This window comes from Kribbella sp. NPDC026611 (assembly GCF_040638345.1).
Lineage (GTDB): Bacteria > Actinomycetota > Actinomycetes > Propionibacteriales > Kribbellaceae > Kribbella.
This window is the reverse complement of sequence record NZ_JBEZYC010000003.1, coordinates 129,827-147,196: the sequence shown is the minus strand read 5'-3', so window position 1 is coordinate 147,196 and position 17,370 is coordinate 129,827. Positions and strand designations below refer to the sequence as shown.

Sequence of the window (17,370 nt, the reverse complement as noted above, 5' to 3'; positions counted from 1 at the left end):
TGATGAAAGGTTTCAAAAGTGGTCGTCATGACGGTAAGCGCGGCCTGCCGGAGCCGTCAAGGGTTGCGACCGGGATCGACGGCCGATCCCGGACGTCTGGTGCGGCAAACCGCCGCGCTGCAGGTACGCTTCGAGCGCTAAGACGTTTCAAACTGGCCGAGCAGTGGGAGGTTCGGGTGTCGGTGGACGATGCGTTGCCCGAGCAGACCCGGCGCCGGCGGGCGGACAAGGGTCACACGGCCGGCGTGAAGGCGGTGGCGGCCGCCGCCGGGGTGTCGCTGGGCACCGTGTCGAACGTACTGAACCGGCCCGAGATGGTCAGTCCGCTGACTCGTGCGAAGGTCGAGGCGGCGATGGCCTCGCTGGGCTTCGTCCGGAACGAGTCTGCCCGGCAACTGCGGGCCGGGTCGAGCCGGATCCTCGCGTACCTGATGCTCGACGCGGGCAACCCGTTCTTCACCGACGTCGCGAAGGGCGTCGAGGAGGCGGCCCAAGCGGCCGGACTGTCGGTCTTCCTCTGCAACAGCAACGAGGACGTCGACCGGGAGGCCGACTACCTCGACCTGCTCGAGCAGCAGCGCGTTCAAGGCATCCTGATCACACCGGTCGACCAGAACTCGTCCCGCCTGCGCAAGCTCCCGTCCCGGGGTACGCCGGTGGTCGTGGTCGACCGCGCACTCGACGACGCGGAGCACTGCTCGGTCGCGGTGAACGACGTACTCGGCGGGGAGCTGGCCATCACGCACCTCCTCGAGCTCGGGCACGAGCTGATCGCGTTCGTCGGTGGACCGAACACGATCGGCCAGGTCGTCGACCGGCGCGACGGGGCCCGGAGCGCGTTGGAGAAGAACGAACGCTCGGCGAAGGCGCTGATCGAGCTGACCACCGGCGCGTTGACCGTCGCCGAAGGTAGGGGCGCAGGGCAACGACTTGCGGGATTGCCGGTGGACCGGCGGCCGAGTGCGGTGTTCTGCGCGAACGACCTGCTGGCGCTGGGTTTGCTGCAGCAGTGCGTGAGCATGGGCCTGCGCGTGCCGGAGGACGTCGCGATCGTCGGGTACGACGACATCGAGTTCGCCGCCGCGGCCGCCGTACCGCTGACGTCGGTTCGTCAGCCGCGGCAACTGCTCGGACGCACAGCCGCCGAGCTGCTGCTGGACGAGTCGTCGAACCCTGACCACGAGCACCAGCGAGTGACGTTCACCCCCGAGCTGGTGGTCCGCACGTCAACTCGCGGGGCGATCTAGCCCGTAGGCCGCGAGGAACACGTCGGCCGCGCGGGCGGCCAGCTGGTCGAGCTCGCCGGGCTCCGGGCGCTGCTGGGTGCCCGCGAACATGGCGCGGTTCATCGGCTTGTACATGACCAGGCCGGCGAACTGGTACGCGACGAGCGTCGGGTCCTCGAACTCCTTGAGCAGGCCGCGTTCGGTCAGCTTGGTCAGCGCAAGCCCGAGGGCCTCGAGAGATTTCTCGAAGCCGGTGGTGAACCACGCGCCGCACACGTCGGGGAAGCGGTCGGCTTCGGCGATCACGAGCCGGCGGAGCTGAAGGACGCTGTCCGCGGTCAGGCTCTCGAGCAGCCGGTGCGCAAGCGCCTCGAGCGCCTCGCGGGCATCGGTCGCTCCGGCGAGCGTGTCGACGTACGCCTGCAGGAGGCCGTCCATGAGCTGGTCGCTGGTGCCGAGGACGATCTCCGCGAACAGGCGTTCCTTGTTCTCGAACTGCTTGTAGACGGTCTGCTTGGAGACGCCGGCCTGCGCGGCGACCTCGTCCATGCTCGCCCCGAGGTACCCGTGCTGGAGGAACGCCTGGGTCGCGGCGGCCAGGATCGCGCGGCGTTTGCGCGGCGTGCGGCCCTCGCCCTCGATCTCCACGGCCTGACTCGGCTGCCAGACACCTGCGCGCGCTCGGTCCACGGGGTCCTCCTTCGGGTTCACGAAAAATCATACTAGACAGTCCAGTTCTCTTCTGAGTACTGTACGGTCTAGTTCCCAACAACGCGAGGAGAAGACCATGAGCACCGTGACATCGGCCGACGGCACGTCGATCGCCTTCGAGTCCTACGGGGAGGGCCGGCCGCTGATCCTGGTCGACGGCGCGACCGCCCACCGGGCCGTGAACCCGGCGAACGCCGAGCTGGCGAAGCTGCTGAGCGACGAGTTCAAGACGTACGTGTACGACCGCCGCGGCCGGGGCCAGAGCGGCGACACCGCGCCGTACGCCGTGGACCGCGAGATCGAGGACATCGCCGCCCTGATCGAGGACGCCGGCCGGCCGGCGGTTGTCTTCGGCTGGTCCTCGGGCAGCCTCCTCGCCCTGGACGCCGCTGCGGCCGGTCTACCGATCGCCGGCGTCGTCATGTTCGAGCCGCCGGTGGTCGTCGACGACATCCGCCCGCCCCTCCCCGCCGACTACGTCCAGCAGCTGGAGTCGTTCATCGCCGCCGGCCACCGCGACCAAGCAGCCGAACTCTTCATGACCGCCGCCGCAGGCCTCCCACCGGAAGCGGTCGCCGGCATGAAGCAGTCCCCCTTCTGGGCCCCAGTCGAGGAGATCGCCCACACCATCTCGTACGACGGCCGCATCATGTCCACCACCATGTCCGGCACCCCCCTCCCCACCGACCGCTGGTCCGCGGTCGACGTCCCCGTCCTCGTCCTCCACGGCGACCAGACCTGGCCCGCCCTCTCCGCCGGCGCCCAAGCCATGGCCACCCACCTGAAGACCCCCCTCCAGGTAGTCCCAGGCGAAAACCACTCCGCCGAACCCACAATCCTCGCCCCCGTCCTCCACGATTTCGCCACCAAGCTGTCGATTTGACCCTCCCGTTGGACCCGGGGTGGATGAGATGGTTTGGGGGTGGACAGGGATGGATTCTGGGGGTTGGTCGAGGGTGCGCGGGGCCAGGTGGATGACACGGTGGCCGATGCGGACGGGGTTGCCGACGCGTTGACGAAGGTGCTCGGTGGGATGGAGGCCGAGGAGATCGCGGGGTTCGGAGTGGAGCTCGCGCGGTTGCTGGTCGAGTCGTACCGGTGGGACCTGTGGGCGGCGGCGTACCTGATCAAGTCCGGTGCCTCGGAGGACGGGTTCGACTCGTTCCGGGGGTGGCTGGTCGCGCAGGGGCGTGAGGTGTGGGAGGCCGCGCTGGCGGTGCCGGACTCGCTGGCCGATGTGGTCGACGAGGACCAGCCGGACGGGTTCGAGGGCTTCGACGGCGAGGGGATGCTGCATGTCGGCAGTCACGCGTACAAGAACGTGACCGGCGACGAGGCGGCGTACTGGAAGGCTGTCGACGCCGAGGCGCCGGACACGCCGGACGTGCCGCTCGGTGAGGAGATCGACTTCGACGACGAGGACGATCTGGAGACTTACCTGCCCAGGTTGTGCGCGCTGTACCTGGACAGCCTGAGCTAGGCAGGCTCTCCGCTCAGGCGTTCGATGGCGTTACGCAGGCGGCGGCGCCAACTCGCCTGACCGACCTCCGCGTCGGCAGCGGCCAGGCTGACCAGGTGCTGGGCCATTTCGAAGCTCTCCGTGGCCTCGGCAGGCTCCGCCTCGATCAGTGCGCTCTGCGGCTCGTCGTACTCGAGCTCTATCTGCCGGCTGGTCCACCCGAACCCGTCCGGCACGAGCAGCTCCGGCACCAGGACCTCATGGCTGAGCGACGTCAGCTCCCGGTCGCCGTTGCCGATGCTGAAGATCGTCGTACCTCGTCGCCGTACGTCGCTGATCCGCTCCAGCAACGTGTCCGCCGGGTCCTGCTCTGCGACGACCAGGAGCGACTCGCCACGACCTGAGTCGCGCAGTCGATCCAGGCCGATCGCCAGGTGCGGCGGGGCGTCCGGCGGCGGCGTCCAGCGGACCAGCGAGGGCCGGATGTCCTCGATGCCGGCCCGGTGCAGCTCGTCGTCCAGGTGGGCGGTCAGGTGCCACGGCTCGTCGTCCACAGGCCCGAACAGCATCAGCCCGCTGCGTCGCGTGGTGAACCGGCGGAGCGAGTGCGCGAAGGCAGTAGTACGCGTGCCCAGCTCGGTCCCGATCAGCATCTCGCGGAGGAGCGACGCCCTGGTGAGGTCCACCCTTCCAACTTGACACATCCACCCGAGCGGCGCGACTTCACCCCAGCCGGTCTGCCTTCGACTGCAAGTAGTTCCGCTCCGGCACACTCGTCGTACGACGAGCTGCCAGCAGGTAGCTGTCCCGCGCAGCGGCCAGGTCCCCCGACATCTCCAGCAGGTGCGCCCGCACCGCCTCCAGCCGGTGGTGATCGGTCAGGCGATCGTCCGACTCCAGCGGCTCGAGTACTGCGAGCCCCTCCTTCGGCCCGACGGCCATAGCCACCGCCACTGCGTGGTTGAGCTTCACCATCGGGTTGTCGACCAACTGCTCGAGTACGTCGTACAGCGCGACGATCTGTCGCCAGTCCGTGTCCTCGGCCCGCTCAGCCGTGTCATGTACGGCGGCAATCGCCGCCTGCACCTGGTACGGCCCCAGCTGCGTCTGGCGCAGCGCCTCCGTCACCAGTGCCTCACCCTCGACGATCAACCGCCTGTCCCACTTCGACCGGTCCTGCTCGGCCAGTGGCACCAGCGACCCCTCTGGACCGGTCCGGGCCGGTCGGCGCGCGTCGGTGAGCAGCATGAGCGCCAGCAGCCCAGCCACCTCGCCATCGTCCGGTAGCAGCTTGCGCACACCCCGCACCAGCCGGATCGCCTCCGTGGTGAGCTCCGCACTGTGCAGCGACGCACCGGACGACGCCGTGTACCCCTCGTTGAAGATCAGGTACAGCACGTGCAGTACGGCGCCCAGTCGCTCGTCCCGCTCCGCCTCCGGCGGCATCTCGAAGGAGCTGCCGGCCTGCTTGATACTGCGCTTCGCCCGGCTGATCCGCTGCGCCATCGTTGCCTCTGGCACCAAAAACGCGGCGGCGATCTGGGCAGTGGTGAGACCGCCGACCGCCCGCAGCGTCAGCGCGATCTGCGAGGCCGGCGACAGCGCCGGGTGGCAGCACAGGAACAGCAGGGTGAGCGTGTCGTCCCGCCCACCTGGATCGTCGATCTCCGGGCCAGCGGCAACGAACTCCTCCGGTGCCGACAGCTGTGCGGCGTTCTCCTCGCGCCGTCGCCGAGCCGACTCGCTCCGCAACAGGTCGGTCAGCCGCCGCGAACCGACCCGGATCAGCCAGCCGCGTGGGTTGGTCGGTACCCCTTCGTCCGGCCACTGCTGAGCAGCCGCGAGCAACGCCTCCTGCACCGCTTCCTCGGCCAGGTCGAAGTGACCGTAGTGCCGCACCAGCGCGCTGAGGACCTGCGGCGCCTGCTCCCGCAGCAGCAACTCGAACCCGGTGTCTGTCACATCTCCAGCCCAGACATGTCCATCACAGGACGCACCTCCACTGCCACGTACTCCGCGTCCGGCAGCCGTGCCGCGTAGCCGATCGCTTGGTCGATGTTGTCGCACTCGACCAGGTAGAAGCCGGCCAGGTGCTCTTTCGCCTCAGCGTACGGCCCGTCGGTGGTCGTAGCGGTGTCGTCCTGCACCCGCACGGTCCTCGTGGTGATCGGGTCCGCCAGACCGGCTGCACTGACCAGCAGGCCCTGTTCACTCAGGTCGTTCGCCAGTGACTCATGCGCGCGGGTCAGACCCTCGCGCTGCTCGGCGGACAGGCTCTCCCAGCTCTCCGGGTTGCTGTAGATCAGCAGCATGTACTTCACAGGCACCATCCTGTCCCTCGCGGAGGCCGCCGCGACCCCCTGTCACCAGGTACGTCGAATCTACTGACCGGAATCTCGACAAAGATGTCGAGACGTCCCGTACCGGCCCCGACGTCCCCTGCGAGAGGCGCTCAGCCGGGGCGTCCCCGCCGTACTGGAGACTCCTGATGGTTCTGCAATCGAAGCGCTGGTTCGCACTGGCCCTGCTCTGCGTGGCCGGGTTCATGATCATTCTGGACGCGTCGATCGTGCTGGTCGCCGTCCCCTCCATCGAGCGTGAGCTGACCTTCTCGGCCGGCGGCGTGCAGTGGGTGCCGAGCGGGTACGCGCTGATGTTCGGCGGCCTCCTCCTGCTCGGTGGCCGCATCTCCGACCTGCTCGGTCGCAGGCGGGTGTTCATCACCGGACTGCTGCTGTTCGCCGGGGCCTCGCTGCTCTGCGGGTTCGCGTGGAGTGGTGACGCGCTGGTCCTCGCCCGCGGTCTGCAGGGCGCAGCGGCCGCCGTACTCGCACCGAGTGCGTTGTCGATCATCATGACCACCTTCCCGTCCGGTGCGGACCGCAACAAGGCGCTGGGCATCTGGGGAGCCACCAGCGGCGTGGGAGGTACGGCGGGCTCGCTCATCGGTGGCCCGGTCACCGACGGCCTCGGCTGGCAGTGGATCTTCTTCATCAACGTCCCGGTCTGCCTGCTGGTCGTCGTACTGGCCCCGATGCTCCTCCTGGACAGCCGTGGACCGGCCCGCCGCAGCTTCGACGTCGCCGGCGCGGCCACTGTCACCGCAGCCCTCATCGCCCTCGTGTACGCCGTGATCGAGGCACCGACGGCGCCAGTACTGCGCACTGTGCTCCTGGTGCTGTTGTCGGCCGCTCTGTTCGGACTGTTCGTCGCGGTGGAGAAGCGGTCGGCCGCTCCGCTCGTGCCGTTGCGCATCTTCCACTCGCGCACGCTGGTCGGCGGGAACCTCATCACGATCGCGTGGGGCTTGTCGGCGTTCGGCCTCAATTTCGTCTACACGCAGTACGCCCAGCTCGCCCTTGGTACGTCGGCGGTCCGCTACGGCCTCATGTCCGCCGTACTCGCGGCGACCGCGGTAGTGGGCTCCATGTTCGGCCAGAACCTGGTGACCCGAGTAGGACCGCGCCGCGTAGCCGTAGTCGCGCTGGCGACAGCTGCGGTCGGTACGACCCTGATGACTCGGCTCACCGTGGACTCCGGGTACTTCGAGCTCGCCTTCTGGGGCCTGACGATCTTCGGACTCGGGCTGGGCGCCGGATCGGTCGCCGGATCCATCGCGTCGCTGAGCGACGTTGCCGGCCCCGACTCCGGCGTCGCCTCGGGCCTCCAGAACGCCAGCTTCCAGATCGGCGGTGCCGTCGGCGTGGCCGTGGTCTCCGCGGTCGCGGCCGGCACCACGTCGGGCAGTACGCCGGACGCTCTGGTCCACGGCGACCGGATCGCCTTCGCCACGGTGTGGATCTTCCTGGCGGTCGGCCTGGCCGGGTCCGCGCTGGTCAAACGACCGTTGGAGGTTCGGGACGAAAACAGTGGGCACCTGAGTGCTGACGCCGCCACCTCCGCCAGGCGGCCGCAGTGAAGGAGGCTGCATGATTGTCCTCGGATTGATCCTGTTGATCCTCGGGTTCGTGCTCGGTATTTCGATCCTGTGGACCATCGGCATCATCCTGCTCCTGGTCGGAGCAGTGTTGTGGATTCTCGGTTCGACCGGCCGGGCGGTCGGTGGCCGACGACATTGGTACTGATCGGCCGCAGGAACGTACGGACAGAACCCCGCTCCGGCGGGGTTCTGTCCGTGGGCCCGGTTACGGTGAGGCCATGAAGTACGTCGTGATGATCTTCCGCAGCGTCGACCGGGTCTGGACCGACGACGACCAGCAGGCGCTCGAGCGCCTGATGCAGCTCGAGCGCGAGCTCGCGGAGTCCGGCGAGCTGGTCAGCTCGGAGGGCCTGCTGCCACCCGAGCACGGCCGGATCGTGCAGCTCCGCGAGGGTTCGCAGGTGGTCACGGACGGCCCGTTCGGCGAGGCCAAGGAACAGCTGGCCGGCTTCTTCCTGATCGACGTCGCCGACGACGATCGCGCACAGGCCGTCGCCGGGCTGGTGTCGGTTGCCGTCGACGACCGGGTCGAGCTCCGCGAGACCTTGATCTCCACCGAGATGCCGGCCGAGATGCAGTAATCAGCCGAAGTTCGGTGGACGTTTCTGGGTGAACGCGTCGATTCCCTCGGCCAGCTCGCCGGACGCGATCGTTTCGCGGTACCGGCGTACCGCCGTCGCCTCTGCGTCCGCGCCGGCCAGCAACGCGTTGACCGACTCCTTGGCCGAGCGGATCGTCAGCTGGGACCGCGAGATCAGCGTCGCGGCGAACTCCTCTGCCGCCCGCAAGGGTCATCGGTGAGCCGATCCACCAGGCCTCTCCGCTCGGCCACCTCCGCACTCAGCAGCTCACCGCTGAAGAGCAGGTACTTCGTCGTCGCCGGCCCGACCAGATCGAGCAGCACCTTGATCGCGGCCGGCGGATAGACCACGCCGATCCGCGCCGGCGTCACCCCGAAGCTGGCGTCCGGCGCCGCGAACCGGAAGTCGCAGTTCACCGCGAGCTCCAGCCCGCCGCCGATGCAGTGCCCGCGAACCACCGCGATCGTCGGCTTCGCGAACTCCCGCAACGCCGCCTGCGCCCGCAGGTTGAACGCCCGCAGCTCGGCCATCGGGTCGGCCGGGTCGGCGCCCGAGATCAGCTCGCGGATGTCCGCGCCGGCCGAGAAGCTCGGCCCGGCGCCGGGTGACGAGCAGCACCCTCACCTCGTCGGCGGCCGCGAGTTCGGCGAGCAGGCCGGGCAGGGCCTCCCACATCGCACGGGTCAGCGCGTTCCGCTTCGCGACGCGGTCGATCACCAGCCGGGCCACCGCCCCGCGCTCGACCTTGAACCCCAGCTCGTCCACAGGCGGCAGTCAACCAGCATCGGCACCGAGTCCGCCGCGCCCTGGATCACACCCCTCGCAGTGATCCAGGGCCTATGTGGATATAGAGCGTGGCGGGTTCAGGCCGCCCGCTTGGCCCGGGACTTGGCGCGGGCCATCCGGAACAGGTACGCCGGCGTCGGCGGCACCCAGCCGAGCTGCCTGGCCTGCCCGAGGTCGTCGCGGTTCGCCCAAAGCTCGAGGATCTTCCCGTCCTTCAGCCGGAACCAGTGCGACTGCGTGGCAGCGAACGTCTTCCCGGTCGGCGGGAACACCACGTCCAGCTCGCCGGACCCGGCGTACGTCACGAACGGCGCCACGTACCGTCCGCTCATCGTCGAGCTCACCGCCACGAAGTTGCCGTCGGCAATCACATGGTGAATCTCGTACGCCAGGTCCTCGAACGCGGCCCGCAGCCAGAGCGGTCTTCGACTTCGTGTGGGCCGGTGACGACGCCCCGGTCCCGATCGCGCAACGGCCTGAGGCGCTCGCCATCCAGGAGGAGCCCGACGTACGGCGGAAGCTCCGGCTGTACGTCGACGGCCTGGTCGGGCGGCAGGAACGCTCCGCGCGCGTGCAGATCCTGATCCGGGACGGCCGGCACGCCGATGAACACTCTGATCACGGCCTTGTGTGAGCCAAACGCTTGACCGGATCTGATCACGGCGCGATCACATCCGGATAGCGGGCAGATCACGGGGGTGGATGTTCGTAAAGCGTTAAGAACCGGGGCCGATTCGAACCGGCGCGGTGATGTGTGCTTGACTCCTCCGGTCGATAACGTTTTGGTCTCGGCAGATTGGGTCTGGAAAGTGACTGCAGGACGGCATAGACAGGCGCGGCACCGTCAATCGCGCCCGAAGGTGATCGCCCCCGGCTTGGTGAAGGTCGCGATCCCCGGAGCGGCAGTGGCCTTGGTTGCCACCGGTTCGGCGGCCGCGCTTCCCAGCCAGCACGTCAAGTTCGACACGTCGATCGCCAGCTCGTCCCTGCAGCTGGCGCGCGACACCACGATCAGCCGGGACGCCCTGCGTCCGCCGATCAGCACCACCTCGACGCCGTCCGCGGCTCCCAAGCCGAAGTCGACCCCGACGGCGAAGCACCTGAAGAAGCAGGCCCCGATCCCGAAGCCCAGCTCGGTGAAGACCCGGGCTGCCGCGGACGCCGCCGCCGGCATCAAGCCGCCGAAGATCACCGGCACGAAATACACCACCACCGACGTGAACCTGTGGTCGCTGCCGTTGACCGGCGTCCTGCTGGACGTGCTGCCGAAGGGCACCAAGGTCTCGGTCACCGGCGAGGTCAACGGTCTCTGGGCCGAGGTCGTCAGCGACGGCAAGTCCCGCTGGGTCAAGGCGCAGTACCTGTCCGCCACCAAGCCGGTCGCGAACGCCGTCGGCTCGATCTCGCAGGCAGCGTGCAAGTCCGGCTCCGCCATGGAGCAGGGTTTGACCCCGGACGCCATCCGGGTGCACCGGGCGATCTGCGCGATGTTCCCGGACATCTCGACGTACGGCGGGCTGCGGTCCGGCGACAGCGGCTCGGAGCACTCGACCGGCCGCGCGGTGGACATCATGATCAACAGCTCGTCGGAGGGCCAGCAGATCGCCGACTGGCTGAAGGCGAACTACAAGAAGCTCGGTGTCAGCCAGCTGATCTGGGAGCAGCACATCTGGACCGTGCAGCGCAGCAGCGAAGGCTGGCGCGCGATGGAGGACCGCGGTGGCGCCACCGCGAACCACATGGACCACGTCCACGTCTCCGTCTACGGGAACTCCGGCACGATCTGAGACCTCCTCAAAGCGGTCCGGTCCCTCGGTGGGGGCCGGACCGCTTTGTCATGGCCGGAGGTTGGCGTTGAGGTGGAAGAAGTTCGCCGGGTCGTAGGCGCGCTTGACCTGACGAAGCTTCTGCAGATCCTGCGGTGCGTAGGCGGTCTCGGCGCGGCTGGGGTCGCCGAGGAAGTTGACGAACGTACGGCCCGAGCTCGGCAGGCCGGCGACCTCGCGGTCGATGATCAGCGAGTACGTCGCCTCGCGGTGGCCGACCGGTCCGGCGCCGGCGCCCGGGTTCGCCATCGCGCCGGCCCAGTGCCGGAGCTCGACGGTGGCGTCCTCGAGCTCGGTCACGATGTCGATGACCTCGTCGGTCAGCGTGTCGAGGAAGTCCAGGTGACGGGCCGGCGTACCGCCCATCGCGGCGTCGGCGTACTCGATCGTCCTGAGCTCACCGGCGAGCCGTTGGCCGGCGGTTTCGAAGAGCGGCTTGAGCAGGTGCTCGGCGACGTCCTGCGGGCCGGCGTACATGACCTTGATCGCGACGGCGCGCTGCTCGGTGCCGGGGACCTTGGTGAGGACGACCGCGGTGCTCAGCTCGTTCGGGATCGTGGCGGTCCAGTCGCGGTACCGGCGGAGGATGGCGGCGGCTCGGTCGATGCCGTAGTACACGATGCCGGCGTGGACCTGGCGGACCGGGTAGAGGCGGAACTCGAGCGACGTGACGATGCCGAAGTTGCCTGTGCCGCCGCGGATCGCCCAGAACAGGTCCGGGTGGTGCTCGGCGCTTGCGGTGACGCAGCGGCCGTCGGCGGTGACTACCTCGGCGCGGATCACGCTGTCGGCGGCGAAGCCGTACTTGCGCGCCAGCCAGCCGACACCGCCGCCCAGCGTGTAGCCGGTGACGCCGACGTCGCGGTGCGACCCCGACAGCGGCGCCAGCCCGAACTGGCGGGCCGCGTCCAGCACAGCACCCCACCGCGCGCCCGGTCCGACCTTGGCGACCCGTCGCTCCGGGTCAACCAGCACGCTGGCCATCTGGGTCGTCTTGATGAGCACACCGCCGTCCGCCGGCACCCGTGTCCCGTGACCGGTCGCCTGCACAGCCACAGGTACGCCGTACTCCTTGGCGGCGCGTACTGCGGCCTGCACGTCGGTCCGGCTGTACGCCTCCGCGATGAGAGCCGGCCGCGAGTCCACGGTCGGAATGACCGACCGACGCTGCTCGTCGTACTCAACCTCGCCGGGAAGACGCACGGTCCCGTTGAACCCCGCCCCCAGCAACCCCGCAACCAGCCCCGTCTCCGGCCCGACAACCTGAGTAGACATTTCCAACTCCCTCGCCCGTACCTGCTCTTACCTGTACGTCGAGCGAGCCCCACCGAGATTGACACCCCCACCAAACTTTCCTGATCGAGTTGGAGGCGGCGTGGTTGGTCAGGTTGCTGGGAGGTTTCTGAGGCGGTCTACGTCGGCGAGGATGGTTAGTTCGGTGATCTTGCCGTTGGTCACGGTGAAGGCCATGACGCCCATCAGGCGGCCGTTGACGACCGTGATGACGCCGGGCTCGCCGTTGATGGTGGCGATCGAGTTGTACGGCGTCATCCGGCTGAACATCAGCGCCTGCTCGACCACAGCACGGGCGCCCCGGACCAGCTTGGACACCGCCGGGCCCGCGAAGTCCGCACTCGCCGCGCCCGCGTCGGCACGCAGTACGACGTCCGGATCCAGCAGCGCCAGCAGCGCCGCGAAGTCCCCACCGCGCGACGCCGCCATGAAGGCCTCGACGATCGCTCGCTGCCGACTCACGTCCCCGTCGCTGGCCGGCGCACCCTGCACCCGCCGCCGCGCCCGGCTCGCCAGCTGCCGGGTGGCCGCCGGCGACTTGTCCACGATCTGCGCGATCTCGTCGAACCCGACCCCGAACATGTCGTGCAGCACGAACGCCAACCGCTCCGCCGGCGACAGCGTCTCGAGTACGACGAGCAGCGCCAGCCCGACCGCGTCTGCCTGGACCGCCTCGTCCTCCGGCCCCTGGTGGACGATCGGATCCGGTACGTAGGTGTCCAGCGCGTCCTCTCGACGCGACTTGCGGCTGCGCAGCATGTCCAGGCAGAGCCGGGACACCACAGTGGTCAGCCAGCCGCCCAGATTGCCGACGTCGCTCACGTCGGTCCGGCTAAGCCGCAGCCAGGCCTCCTGTACGGCGTCCTCGGCCTCGGACAGCGACCCCAGCATCCGGTACGCGACTGCCCGCAGGTGCCCGCGGTTCTGCTCGAACTGCCGCGCCAGCTGCTCGTGGTCGTCCACAGATGCCTTCTCCTGTCTCTCACCGCTCTGACGAATGCGAGCACCATGATGTGACATGGCGGATCATGAGTTCATGTCAGACCAGGCGTTCCACGACGACTTCGACGCCCCGTCACTCGACGACTCCACCTGGTCGCCGTACTACCTCCCACAGTGGAGCTCGCGTGCGGCGTCGGCAGCGACGTACCAGCTCGCTGACTCCTGCCTGACGCTCAGCATCCCCACCAGCCAGGGCCTGTGGTGCGAGGGCGACCACCAACCGGACCTGCGGGTGTCTGGCATCCAGTCGGGCAACTACTCAGGCCCAGTGGGCAGCACGGTCGGTCAGCAGCCGTACCGCGACGGCCTGACCGTCCGCGAGCAGCAGGAGCCGTTCTGGGGCTGGACACCGGCCGGTGGGTACGTCGAGCTCCGAGCAAAGGCCGACCTGAGTCCACGGTCGATGGTGTCGCTCTGGATGGTCGGACTGGAGGACCAGCCGGACCGGTGCGGTGAGATCTGCGTGATGGAGGTCTTCGGTGACGCACTGGTGCCCGGAGAGTCCGCAGCGGTCGGCATGGGCCTCAAGACCATCCGCGACCCAGCTGTCCCGCAGGACTTCGAGGCGGTGCGGCTGCCGCTCGACCTGCGCGAGTTCCACACCTATGCGGTCCGGTGGGGCGACGGTACGGCGACGTTCTCGGTCGACGGGGTCGCGATCCGCAGCTGCCAGGGCGCACCGACGTACCCGATGCAGCTGATGCTGGCGGTCTTCGACTTCCCTTCGCTCGGCGGTGGTGACCACGTGCCGACCTTCGTCGTCGACTACGTCCGCGGCTCTGGGTAGGGTGGTGCCATGTTCCAGCGCGCGAGCATGTGGTGGGCCGTCGACCTGACGGCCTGATTCCGCGCGTACCCCACCCGGCCGTCTCCTTCGAGGCGGCCGTTCGTCATGTCTCCTCGAGGTCAATCTCGAGGATTTGCCAATGGCAACAACACTCCGGACCTGGTCCGGGCTCATCTCCGCACTCCTGGCCGGCTCCGACCTGTCGGCGACGGACACCGCCTGGGCCATGGACCAGCTGGTGCTCGGCCTGGTCTCCCCGGCGCAGATCTCCGGCTTCCTGATCGCCCTGCGGGCCAAGGGCGAGACCGCCGACGAGCTGGTCGGCCTGGCCGACGTACTGCGCTCGCACGCGACCCCGGTGCGGATCGCCGGACCGTTCGTGGACATCGTCGGTACCGGCGGCGACCGTACCGGTGCGGTCAACGTCTCGACGATGGCTGCGGTCGTGGCCGCGTCGACCGGGGTGACCGTGGTGAAGCACGGCGGACGAGCTGCGTCCTCTTCGGCCGGCGGCTCTGGTGACCTGGTCGAGCACCTCGGCGTACCGCTCGACCTGTCGGCCACCGAGGCCGCACGGGTCGCTACTGAGGTCGGCCTGACCTACCTGTTCGCACCACGCTTCAACCCGGCGCTCCGCCATGTGGCCGTGGTACGTCGTGAGCTCGCCGTCCCCACCGCCTTCAACGTACTGGCTCCCTTGCTCAACCCAGCCGACCCACAGCACCAACTGGTGGGCGTCGCCAACCCTCTGATGCTGCCTGTCCTGGCTGGTGCACTAGCCCAGCAAGGGAAACCGCCCTGGTAGCCCGCGGCGACGACGGCCTCGACAAGCTGACCACTACTGGCTACTCGCGCCTCTGGGTGGTCCACTCCGGCACAGCAACGGAGACAGTCTTCGACCCTCGCTCCCTAGGCCTGCGCCCCTCGTCCCTAGCCGACCTCCGTGGCGGTACCGCCGCCTACAACGCACAGCTCCTCCGCGCCCTGGTCCGAGGCGTCCACTCTCCAGTCCGAGACGTCGTACTCCTCAACGCAGCAGCCGCCCTGTCCACGCTGTCACTGCACTCCGGCCCACTACTCGACGTCATGGCCGACTGCCTCGAGCACTGCCGCACCGCCGTAGACAGCGGACGTACGGCGGACCTGCTGGACCGCTGGACTAGTACCTCAGGATCGTCTCGGTGACCTGTTGCGGGGTGCGCAGGCTGGGGAGGTGGTCGGCGCCGGGGAGCCAGATGAACTCGGCGTTGGGGATGCGGGCGACGATGGCGCCTGCTACGGCGGCGAGGATCGGGCGGTCCTTGTCGCCGACCATCACTGCGGTAGGTGCCTTGACCTCGGTCAGGCGGTCGTAGACGGGCGGATCGGGCTTCAGGAAAGCGTCCTGGTGCAGCCAGGCCGGCGCGGCGGCCTCCAACTGGGCTCTGGCGGCGGGGTCGTCTCCGGCGGCGGCCCAGATCTGCAAGCCGAGGCTGACCATGCCGTTGACGTCTCTCTTGGCGGCTAGCGCTTCGAACTGGGCATCCAGCTCGGGTTCCTCGGGCCAGGGGAAGCCAGGGAGGCCGGGGCAGAGCAGGACGAGGCTGTGCACCCGTTCGGGGTGAGTCAGCGCGAGGCTGAGCGCAGTACTGCCGCCCATGGAGCAGCCGACCAGCTGGACACGGTCCAGCGCGAGTTGGTCGAGCACGGTGACGAGGTCGTCGAGCAGGGAGAACTCGGTCGTCGGCGCAGACGACCGGCCGTAACCGCGGACGTCGTACCGGACCAGTCGCCGTCCGTCGAGTCCTGGCACCACCAGGTCCCAGACACGCGAGTCACCGATACCCGGGTGCAGCAGCACAATCGGCACGCCGTCACCAGCGAGATGCTCGGTCCACAACTCATCCGGCCCAACCGGAATCCTCAACTCCATCCCATCACCCTGCCAGACCGTGTCCCTTGAGCATCCCCGTGCGCTGATACCAGTGCCGCCCGCCGCGCAGGTGCGCCACGAACGCGCGCTGCAGAGTGGTGTCCTGGGGTATCTGAGCCAGATCGTCCTCCGTCAGCGGGTGGTCCGGCTCTTGTAGATGGAGACCGAGGCTCATGAGCTCACGGTCGCCGTCGCTGTGGTCGTCCGGTGGGAGCAGCGGCAAGAGGTCGAAGCGCTGCTGGAACCGGACGATGTTGGACTCTGGTCCCAGGTACTCGGCCAGCTGCGGGTCCAGCAACCAGGACGAGCAGACGAATCCGCTGATGGGCTCCTCCGGGTACCACTGCCTGAACGACGTGGCCGCTACCTGAATCGACTCCTCCGCCGCCCGCGCATCGAGCGATCCGCCCGGCGGGATGTGCACCATCAGCACGTACCCCGACACCCCGTCCCCGAGCCCCAGGTGCGCGCGACCGAACGCGAGCCGCCCGATCTCGTACTCCGCTCCCCGCATGCGCAGCGGCGGCGACCACAGCTCAAGCAGTCCAACGCCGGCGCGCCCAGTCACCTGCCGATGCGTCCCCATGACCCCACCGAGCATGCTGACGGTCGCTCGCGTCACCTCATCCGGCACACCCCTCCGAGCGTGCAGGTCCCTGAGCCGCGGCAGCCCGGCCAGCAACGCCCAGGCCCACGCGAACAACCCCACCTCAGACGACCACTCCGACCCCACCTCGGGCCGGGCGGCAAGCATGTCTCGTCGGTCCGCGTCACTGACCCCGCAGTACGTCAGCCACCCGTCGACATCATCCGGCAGGCCGTCGCCTACCCGTAGGCTCCGCAACCACTCCAGCGCAGGTCCAGAGAACCCGACGCGTTCGGCAGCAGCGCCGACGGTCCCTACGAGTCCAGCTCGAGCACTGCTGTCACCAGCGCCTGGAGCACGCCGGTCGCCTCGCCTGGGTCGGTGATCGTCCAGTACGCCCCCTCGAGGTCCCTGATCGACCGGTCCATCCCGAAACGCTCGTACCACTGCGAGAGGTACTTCGGAAACGGCGGGTAGTGCCCCTCGGCCAGGAACCACGCCATGTACGTCAGCTTGTGCAGCTCGACGGACAGGTTCGCGTGCAGCCACCGGTTGTCGCAGGCAGACGCCCGGTCGAGCTCCTTCAGGTACGTCGGCGTCGCCGTTTCGAGCTGTCGCCGTACCCCGTCGACGACCGCAGGTGCGGGCGTCCGGACCCGCTCGCGGTACTGCTCTCCGAGCCCGGTCGGATCGACCAGCAGCTTCGACTCGGCCAGCCCAGCAGCGACGTACACAGGTAGCGGCCACGCGTTGCCGGTGTAGCCGTTGCCCTGCTCGAGCTCGTCCAGCCACCCGTCGAGCACCCGCTTGGGCACATGCATCAGATCAACCGCATACCCACCGAGCTCGGACCGCTTCAGCGCCAGCTCGCCATGCGCAGTCAACTTGGACTGCTGCTCCAGCGTCGGCTCCCTGGGCACCCCCTCGTCCCAGACCAGGATCAGATCGAGATCCGAGTCGTCAGCCAGCCCAGTGATCACCGACCCCTGGCCGTACATCCAACCCAACCCGTCGGCCCGACCGCGATACCACCGGACCAACTCCTCCACAGCAGGCGGAAGCGGAGTATCAACCACCCCGCGAACCTAACACCACCCGGAGTCACCACCACTAAGCGGAGGGCGTGGGATTCGAACCCACGATGACGGTCACCCGCCATACCGGTTTTCAAGACCAGCGCACTCGGCCACTATGCGAGCCCTCCTGGTGTGCCGAGCGTCGAGGATAGCGCAGGTGGTGGTGGGGGAAACGGAGTGCGGGG

General features: G+C 68.7%; 22 protein-coding genes, 1 tRNA gene and 1 pseudogene. 11 read left to right on the top strand and 13 right to left on the bottom strand.

Features of this window, described 5'->3' with window-relative positions; genetic code table 11:
* Positions 1–176: 176 nt before the first annotated feature.
* A complete protein-coding gene (locus tag AB0E69_RS12545) occupies positions 177–1,247 on the top strand; it encodes a LacI family DNA-binding transcriptional regulator (protein ID WP_360143309.1) in 1,071 nt (356 codons plus the stop codon).
* Here AB0E69_RS12545 and AB0E69_RS12540 read toward each other — a convergent pair.
* On the bottom strand, positions 1,227–1,916 hold the full coding sequence (locus tag AB0E69_RS12540) for a TetR/AcrR family transcriptional regulator (protein WP_360143307.1): 690 nt from the start codon (positions 1,914–1,916) through the stop codon (positions 1,227–1,229). The two genes, AB0E69_RS12545 and AB0E69_RS12540, sit on opposite strands and share 21 nt — an antisense overlap.
* 97 nt (positions 1,917–2,013) lie before the next feature.
* On the opposite strand from AB0E69_RS12540, the gene AB0E69_RS12535 reads away from it, so the two are divergent.
* Together AB0E69_RS12535 and AB0E69_RS12530 are read left to right on the top strand one after the other, a co-directional pair.
* Positions 2,014–2,820: an alpha/beta hydrolase gene (locus tag AB0E69_RS12535; RefSeq protein ID WP_360143305.1), complete on the top strand. Its 807-nt coding sequence runs from the start codon at positions 2,014–2,016 to the stop codon at positions 2,818–2,820.
* A gap of 39 nt (positions 2,821–2,859) precedes the next feature.
* Complete coding sequence (locus AB0E69_RS12530; protein WP_360143303.1) at positions 2,860–3,417, top strand: DUF4240 domain-containing protein; 558 nt, start codon at positions 2,860–2,862, stop codon at positions 3,415–3,417.
* Here the strand turns inward: AB0E69_RS12530 and AB0E69_RS12525 are convergent.
* The 3 genes from AB0E69_RS12525 to AB0E69_RS12515 are packed head-to-tail and all read right to left on the bottom strand — an operon-like array spanning position 3,414 to position 5,723.
* The gene (locus AB0E69_RS12525; protein WP_360143301.1) at positions 3,414–4,082 is read right to left on the bottom strand and encodes a hypothetical protein; all 669 of its coding nucleotides are present in this window, start codon (positions 4,080–4,082) and stop codon (positions 3,414–3,416) included. The genes AB0E69_RS12530 and AB0E69_RS12525 overlap by 4 nt on opposite strands.
* 37 nt (positions 4,083–4,119) lie before the next feature.
* A complete protein-coding gene (locus AB0E69_RS12520) occupies positions 4,120–5,358 on the bottom strand; it encodes an RNA polymerase sigma factor (RefSeq protein WP_360143299.1) in 1,239 nt (412 codons plus the stop codon).
* Positions 5,355–5,723: a YciI family protein gene (locus AB0E69_RS12515; protein WP_360143297.1), complete on the bottom strand. Its 369-nt coding sequence runs from the start codon at positions 5,721–5,723 to the stop codon at positions 5,355–5,357. Before AB0E69_RS12515 ends, AB0E69_RS12520 begins: the two co-directional genes overlap by 4 nt.
* A gap of 161 nt (positions 5,724–5,884) precedes the next feature.
* Here AB0E69_RS12515 and AB0E69_RS12510 point away from each other — a divergent pair, with 161 nt between their 5' ends.
* The 3 genes from AB0E69_RS12510 (at position 5,885) to AB0E69_RS12500 (ending at position 7,917) form a co-directional block, all read left to right on the top strand.
* The gene (locus AB0E69_RS12510) at positions 5,885–7,315 is read left to right on the top strand and encodes an MFS transporter (RefSeq protein ID WP_360143295.1); all 1,431 of its coding nucleotides are present in this window, start codon (positions 5,885–5,887) and stop codon (positions 7,313–7,315) included.
* A 10-nt stretch (positions 7,316–7,325) separates the two neighbouring features.
* Entirely contained in the window at positions 7,326–7,481 is a 156-nt protein-coding gene (locus tag AB0E69_RS12505) for a DUF6131 family protein (RefSeq protein WP_360143293.1), read from the top strand.
* A gap of 73 nt (positions 7,482–7,554) precedes the next feature.
* Complete coding sequence (locus AB0E69_RS12500) at positions 7,555–7,917, top strand: YciI family protein (protein WP_360143291.1); 363 nt, start codon at positions 7,555–7,557, stop codon at positions 7,915–7,917.
* Here AB0E69_RS12500 and AB0E69_RS12495 read toward each other — a convergent pair whose 3' ends face one another.
* The 3 genes and pseudogenes from AB0E69_RS12495 to AB0E69_RS12485 all read right to left on the bottom strand — a co-directional run.
* On the bottom strand, positions 7,918–8,124 hold the full coding sequence (locus AB0E69_RS12495; RefSeq protein ID WP_360143289.1) for a hypothetical protein: 207 nt from the start codon (positions 8,122–8,124) through the stop codon (positions 7,918–7,920). It abuts the gene before it with no gap.
* Positions 8,091–8,474 carry an enoyl-CoA hydratase/isomerase family protein gene (locus AB0E69_RS12490; RefSeq protein ID WP_360145901.1) on the bottom strand — a complete coding sequence of 128 codons (384 nt, stop codon included), beginning with the start codon at positions 8,472–8,474 and terminating at the stop codon, positions 8,091–8,093. Before AB0E69_RS12490 ends, AB0E69_RS12495 begins: the two co-directional genes overlap by 34 nt.
* Positions 8,475–8,780: 306 nt before the next feature.
* Positions 8,781–9,128, bottom strand: a pseudogene (locus tag AB0E69_RS12485) (ester cyclase); the annotation flags it as partial.
* A gap of 8 nt (positions 9,129–9,136) precedes the next feature.
* On the opposite strand from AB0E69_RS12485, the gene AB0E69_RS12480 reads away from it, so the two are divergent.
* Positions 9,137–9,337 (top strand): hypothetical protein, encoded by a 201-nt coding sequence (locus tag AB0E69_RS12480; protein WP_360143287.1) that lies wholly within the window; start codon positions 9,137–9,139, stop codon positions 9,335–9,337.
* 244 nt (positions 9,338–9,581) lie between these two features.
* Positions 9,582–10,490, top strand: coding sequence for an SH3 domain-containing protein (locus tag AB0E69_RS12475; protein ID WP_360145898.1), 909 nt, complete (start codon positions 9,582–9,584; stop codon positions 10,488–10,490).
* A 48-nt stretch (positions 10,491–10,538) separates the two neighbouring features.
* Here the strand turns inward: AB0E69_RS12475 and AB0E69_RS12470 are convergent, their stop codons facing one another.
* Entirely contained in the window at positions 10,539–11,804 is a 1,266-nt protein-coding gene (locus tag AB0E69_RS12470) for an FAD-binding oxidoreductase (RefSeq protein ID WP_360143285.1), read from the bottom strand.
* 108 nt (positions 11,805–11,912) lie between these two features.
* Positions 11,913–12,785, bottom strand: coding sequence for an RNA polymerase sigma factor SigJ (sigJ, locus tag AB0E69_RS12465; protein ID WP_360143283.1), 873 nt, complete (start codon positions 12,783–12,785; stop codon positions 11,913–11,915).
* A 55-nt stretch (positions 12,786–12,840) separates the two neighbouring features.
* On the opposite strand from sigJ, the gene AB0E69_RS12460 reads away from it, so the two are divergent.
* From AB0E69_RS12460 to AB0E69_RS12450, 3 genes are all read left to right on the top strand, one after another.
* Entirely contained in the window at positions 12,841–13,611 is a 771-nt protein-coding gene (locus tag AB0E69_RS12460; protein WP_360143281.1) for a glycoside hydrolase family 16 protein, read from the top strand.
* A 139-nt stretch (positions 13,612–13,750) separates the two neighbouring features.
* Positions 13,751–14,416 (top strand): anthranilate phosphoribosyltransferase, encoded by a 666-nt coding sequence (trpD, locus tag AB0E69_RS12455; RefSeq protein WP_360143279.1) that lies wholly within the window; start codon positions 13,751–13,753, stop codon positions 14,414–14,416.
* Entirely contained in the window at positions 14,410–14,796 is a 387-nt protein-coding gene (locus tag AB0E69_RS12450; RefSeq protein WP_360145895.1) for a hypothetical protein, read from the top strand. The genes trpD and AB0E69_RS12450 overlap by 7 nt, the downstream gene beginning before the upstream one ends.
* On the opposite strand, the gene AB0E69_RS12445 is transcribed toward AB0E69_RS12450, so the two are convergent.
* The 4 genes from AB0E69_RS12445 to AB0E69_RS12430 all read right to left on the bottom strand — a co-directional run bounded on the left by AB0E69_RS12445 (position 14,771) and on the right by AB0E69_RS12430 (position 17,313).
* On the bottom strand, positions 14,771–15,523 hold the full coding sequence (locus AB0E69_RS12445; RefSeq protein WP_360143277.1) for an alpha/beta hydrolase: 753 nt from the start codon (positions 15,521–15,523) through the stop codon (positions 14,771–14,773). The two genes, AB0E69_RS12450 and AB0E69_RS12445, sit on opposite strands and share 26 nt — an antisense overlap.
* A 4-nt stretch (positions 15,524–15,527) precedes the next feature.
* Positions 15,528–16,367: an acyltransferase domain-containing protein gene (locus tag AB0E69_RS12440; protein ID WP_360143275.1), complete on the bottom strand. Its 840-nt coding sequence runs from the start codon at positions 16,365–16,367 to the stop codon at positions 15,528–15,530.
* Positions 16,368–16,423: 56 nt separating this feature from the next.
* The gene (locus AB0E69_RS12435) at positions 16,424–17,107 is read right to left on the bottom strand and encodes a hypothetical protein (RefSeq protein WP_360143273.1); all 684 of its coding nucleotides are present in this window, start codon (positions 17,105–17,107) and stop codon (positions 16,424–16,426) included.
* Between the two features lie 117 nt (positions 17,108–17,224).
* Positions 17,225–17,313, bottom strand: a tRNA-Ser gene (locus tag AB0E69_RS12430).
* Positions 17,314–17,370 lie beyond the last annotated feature (57 nt).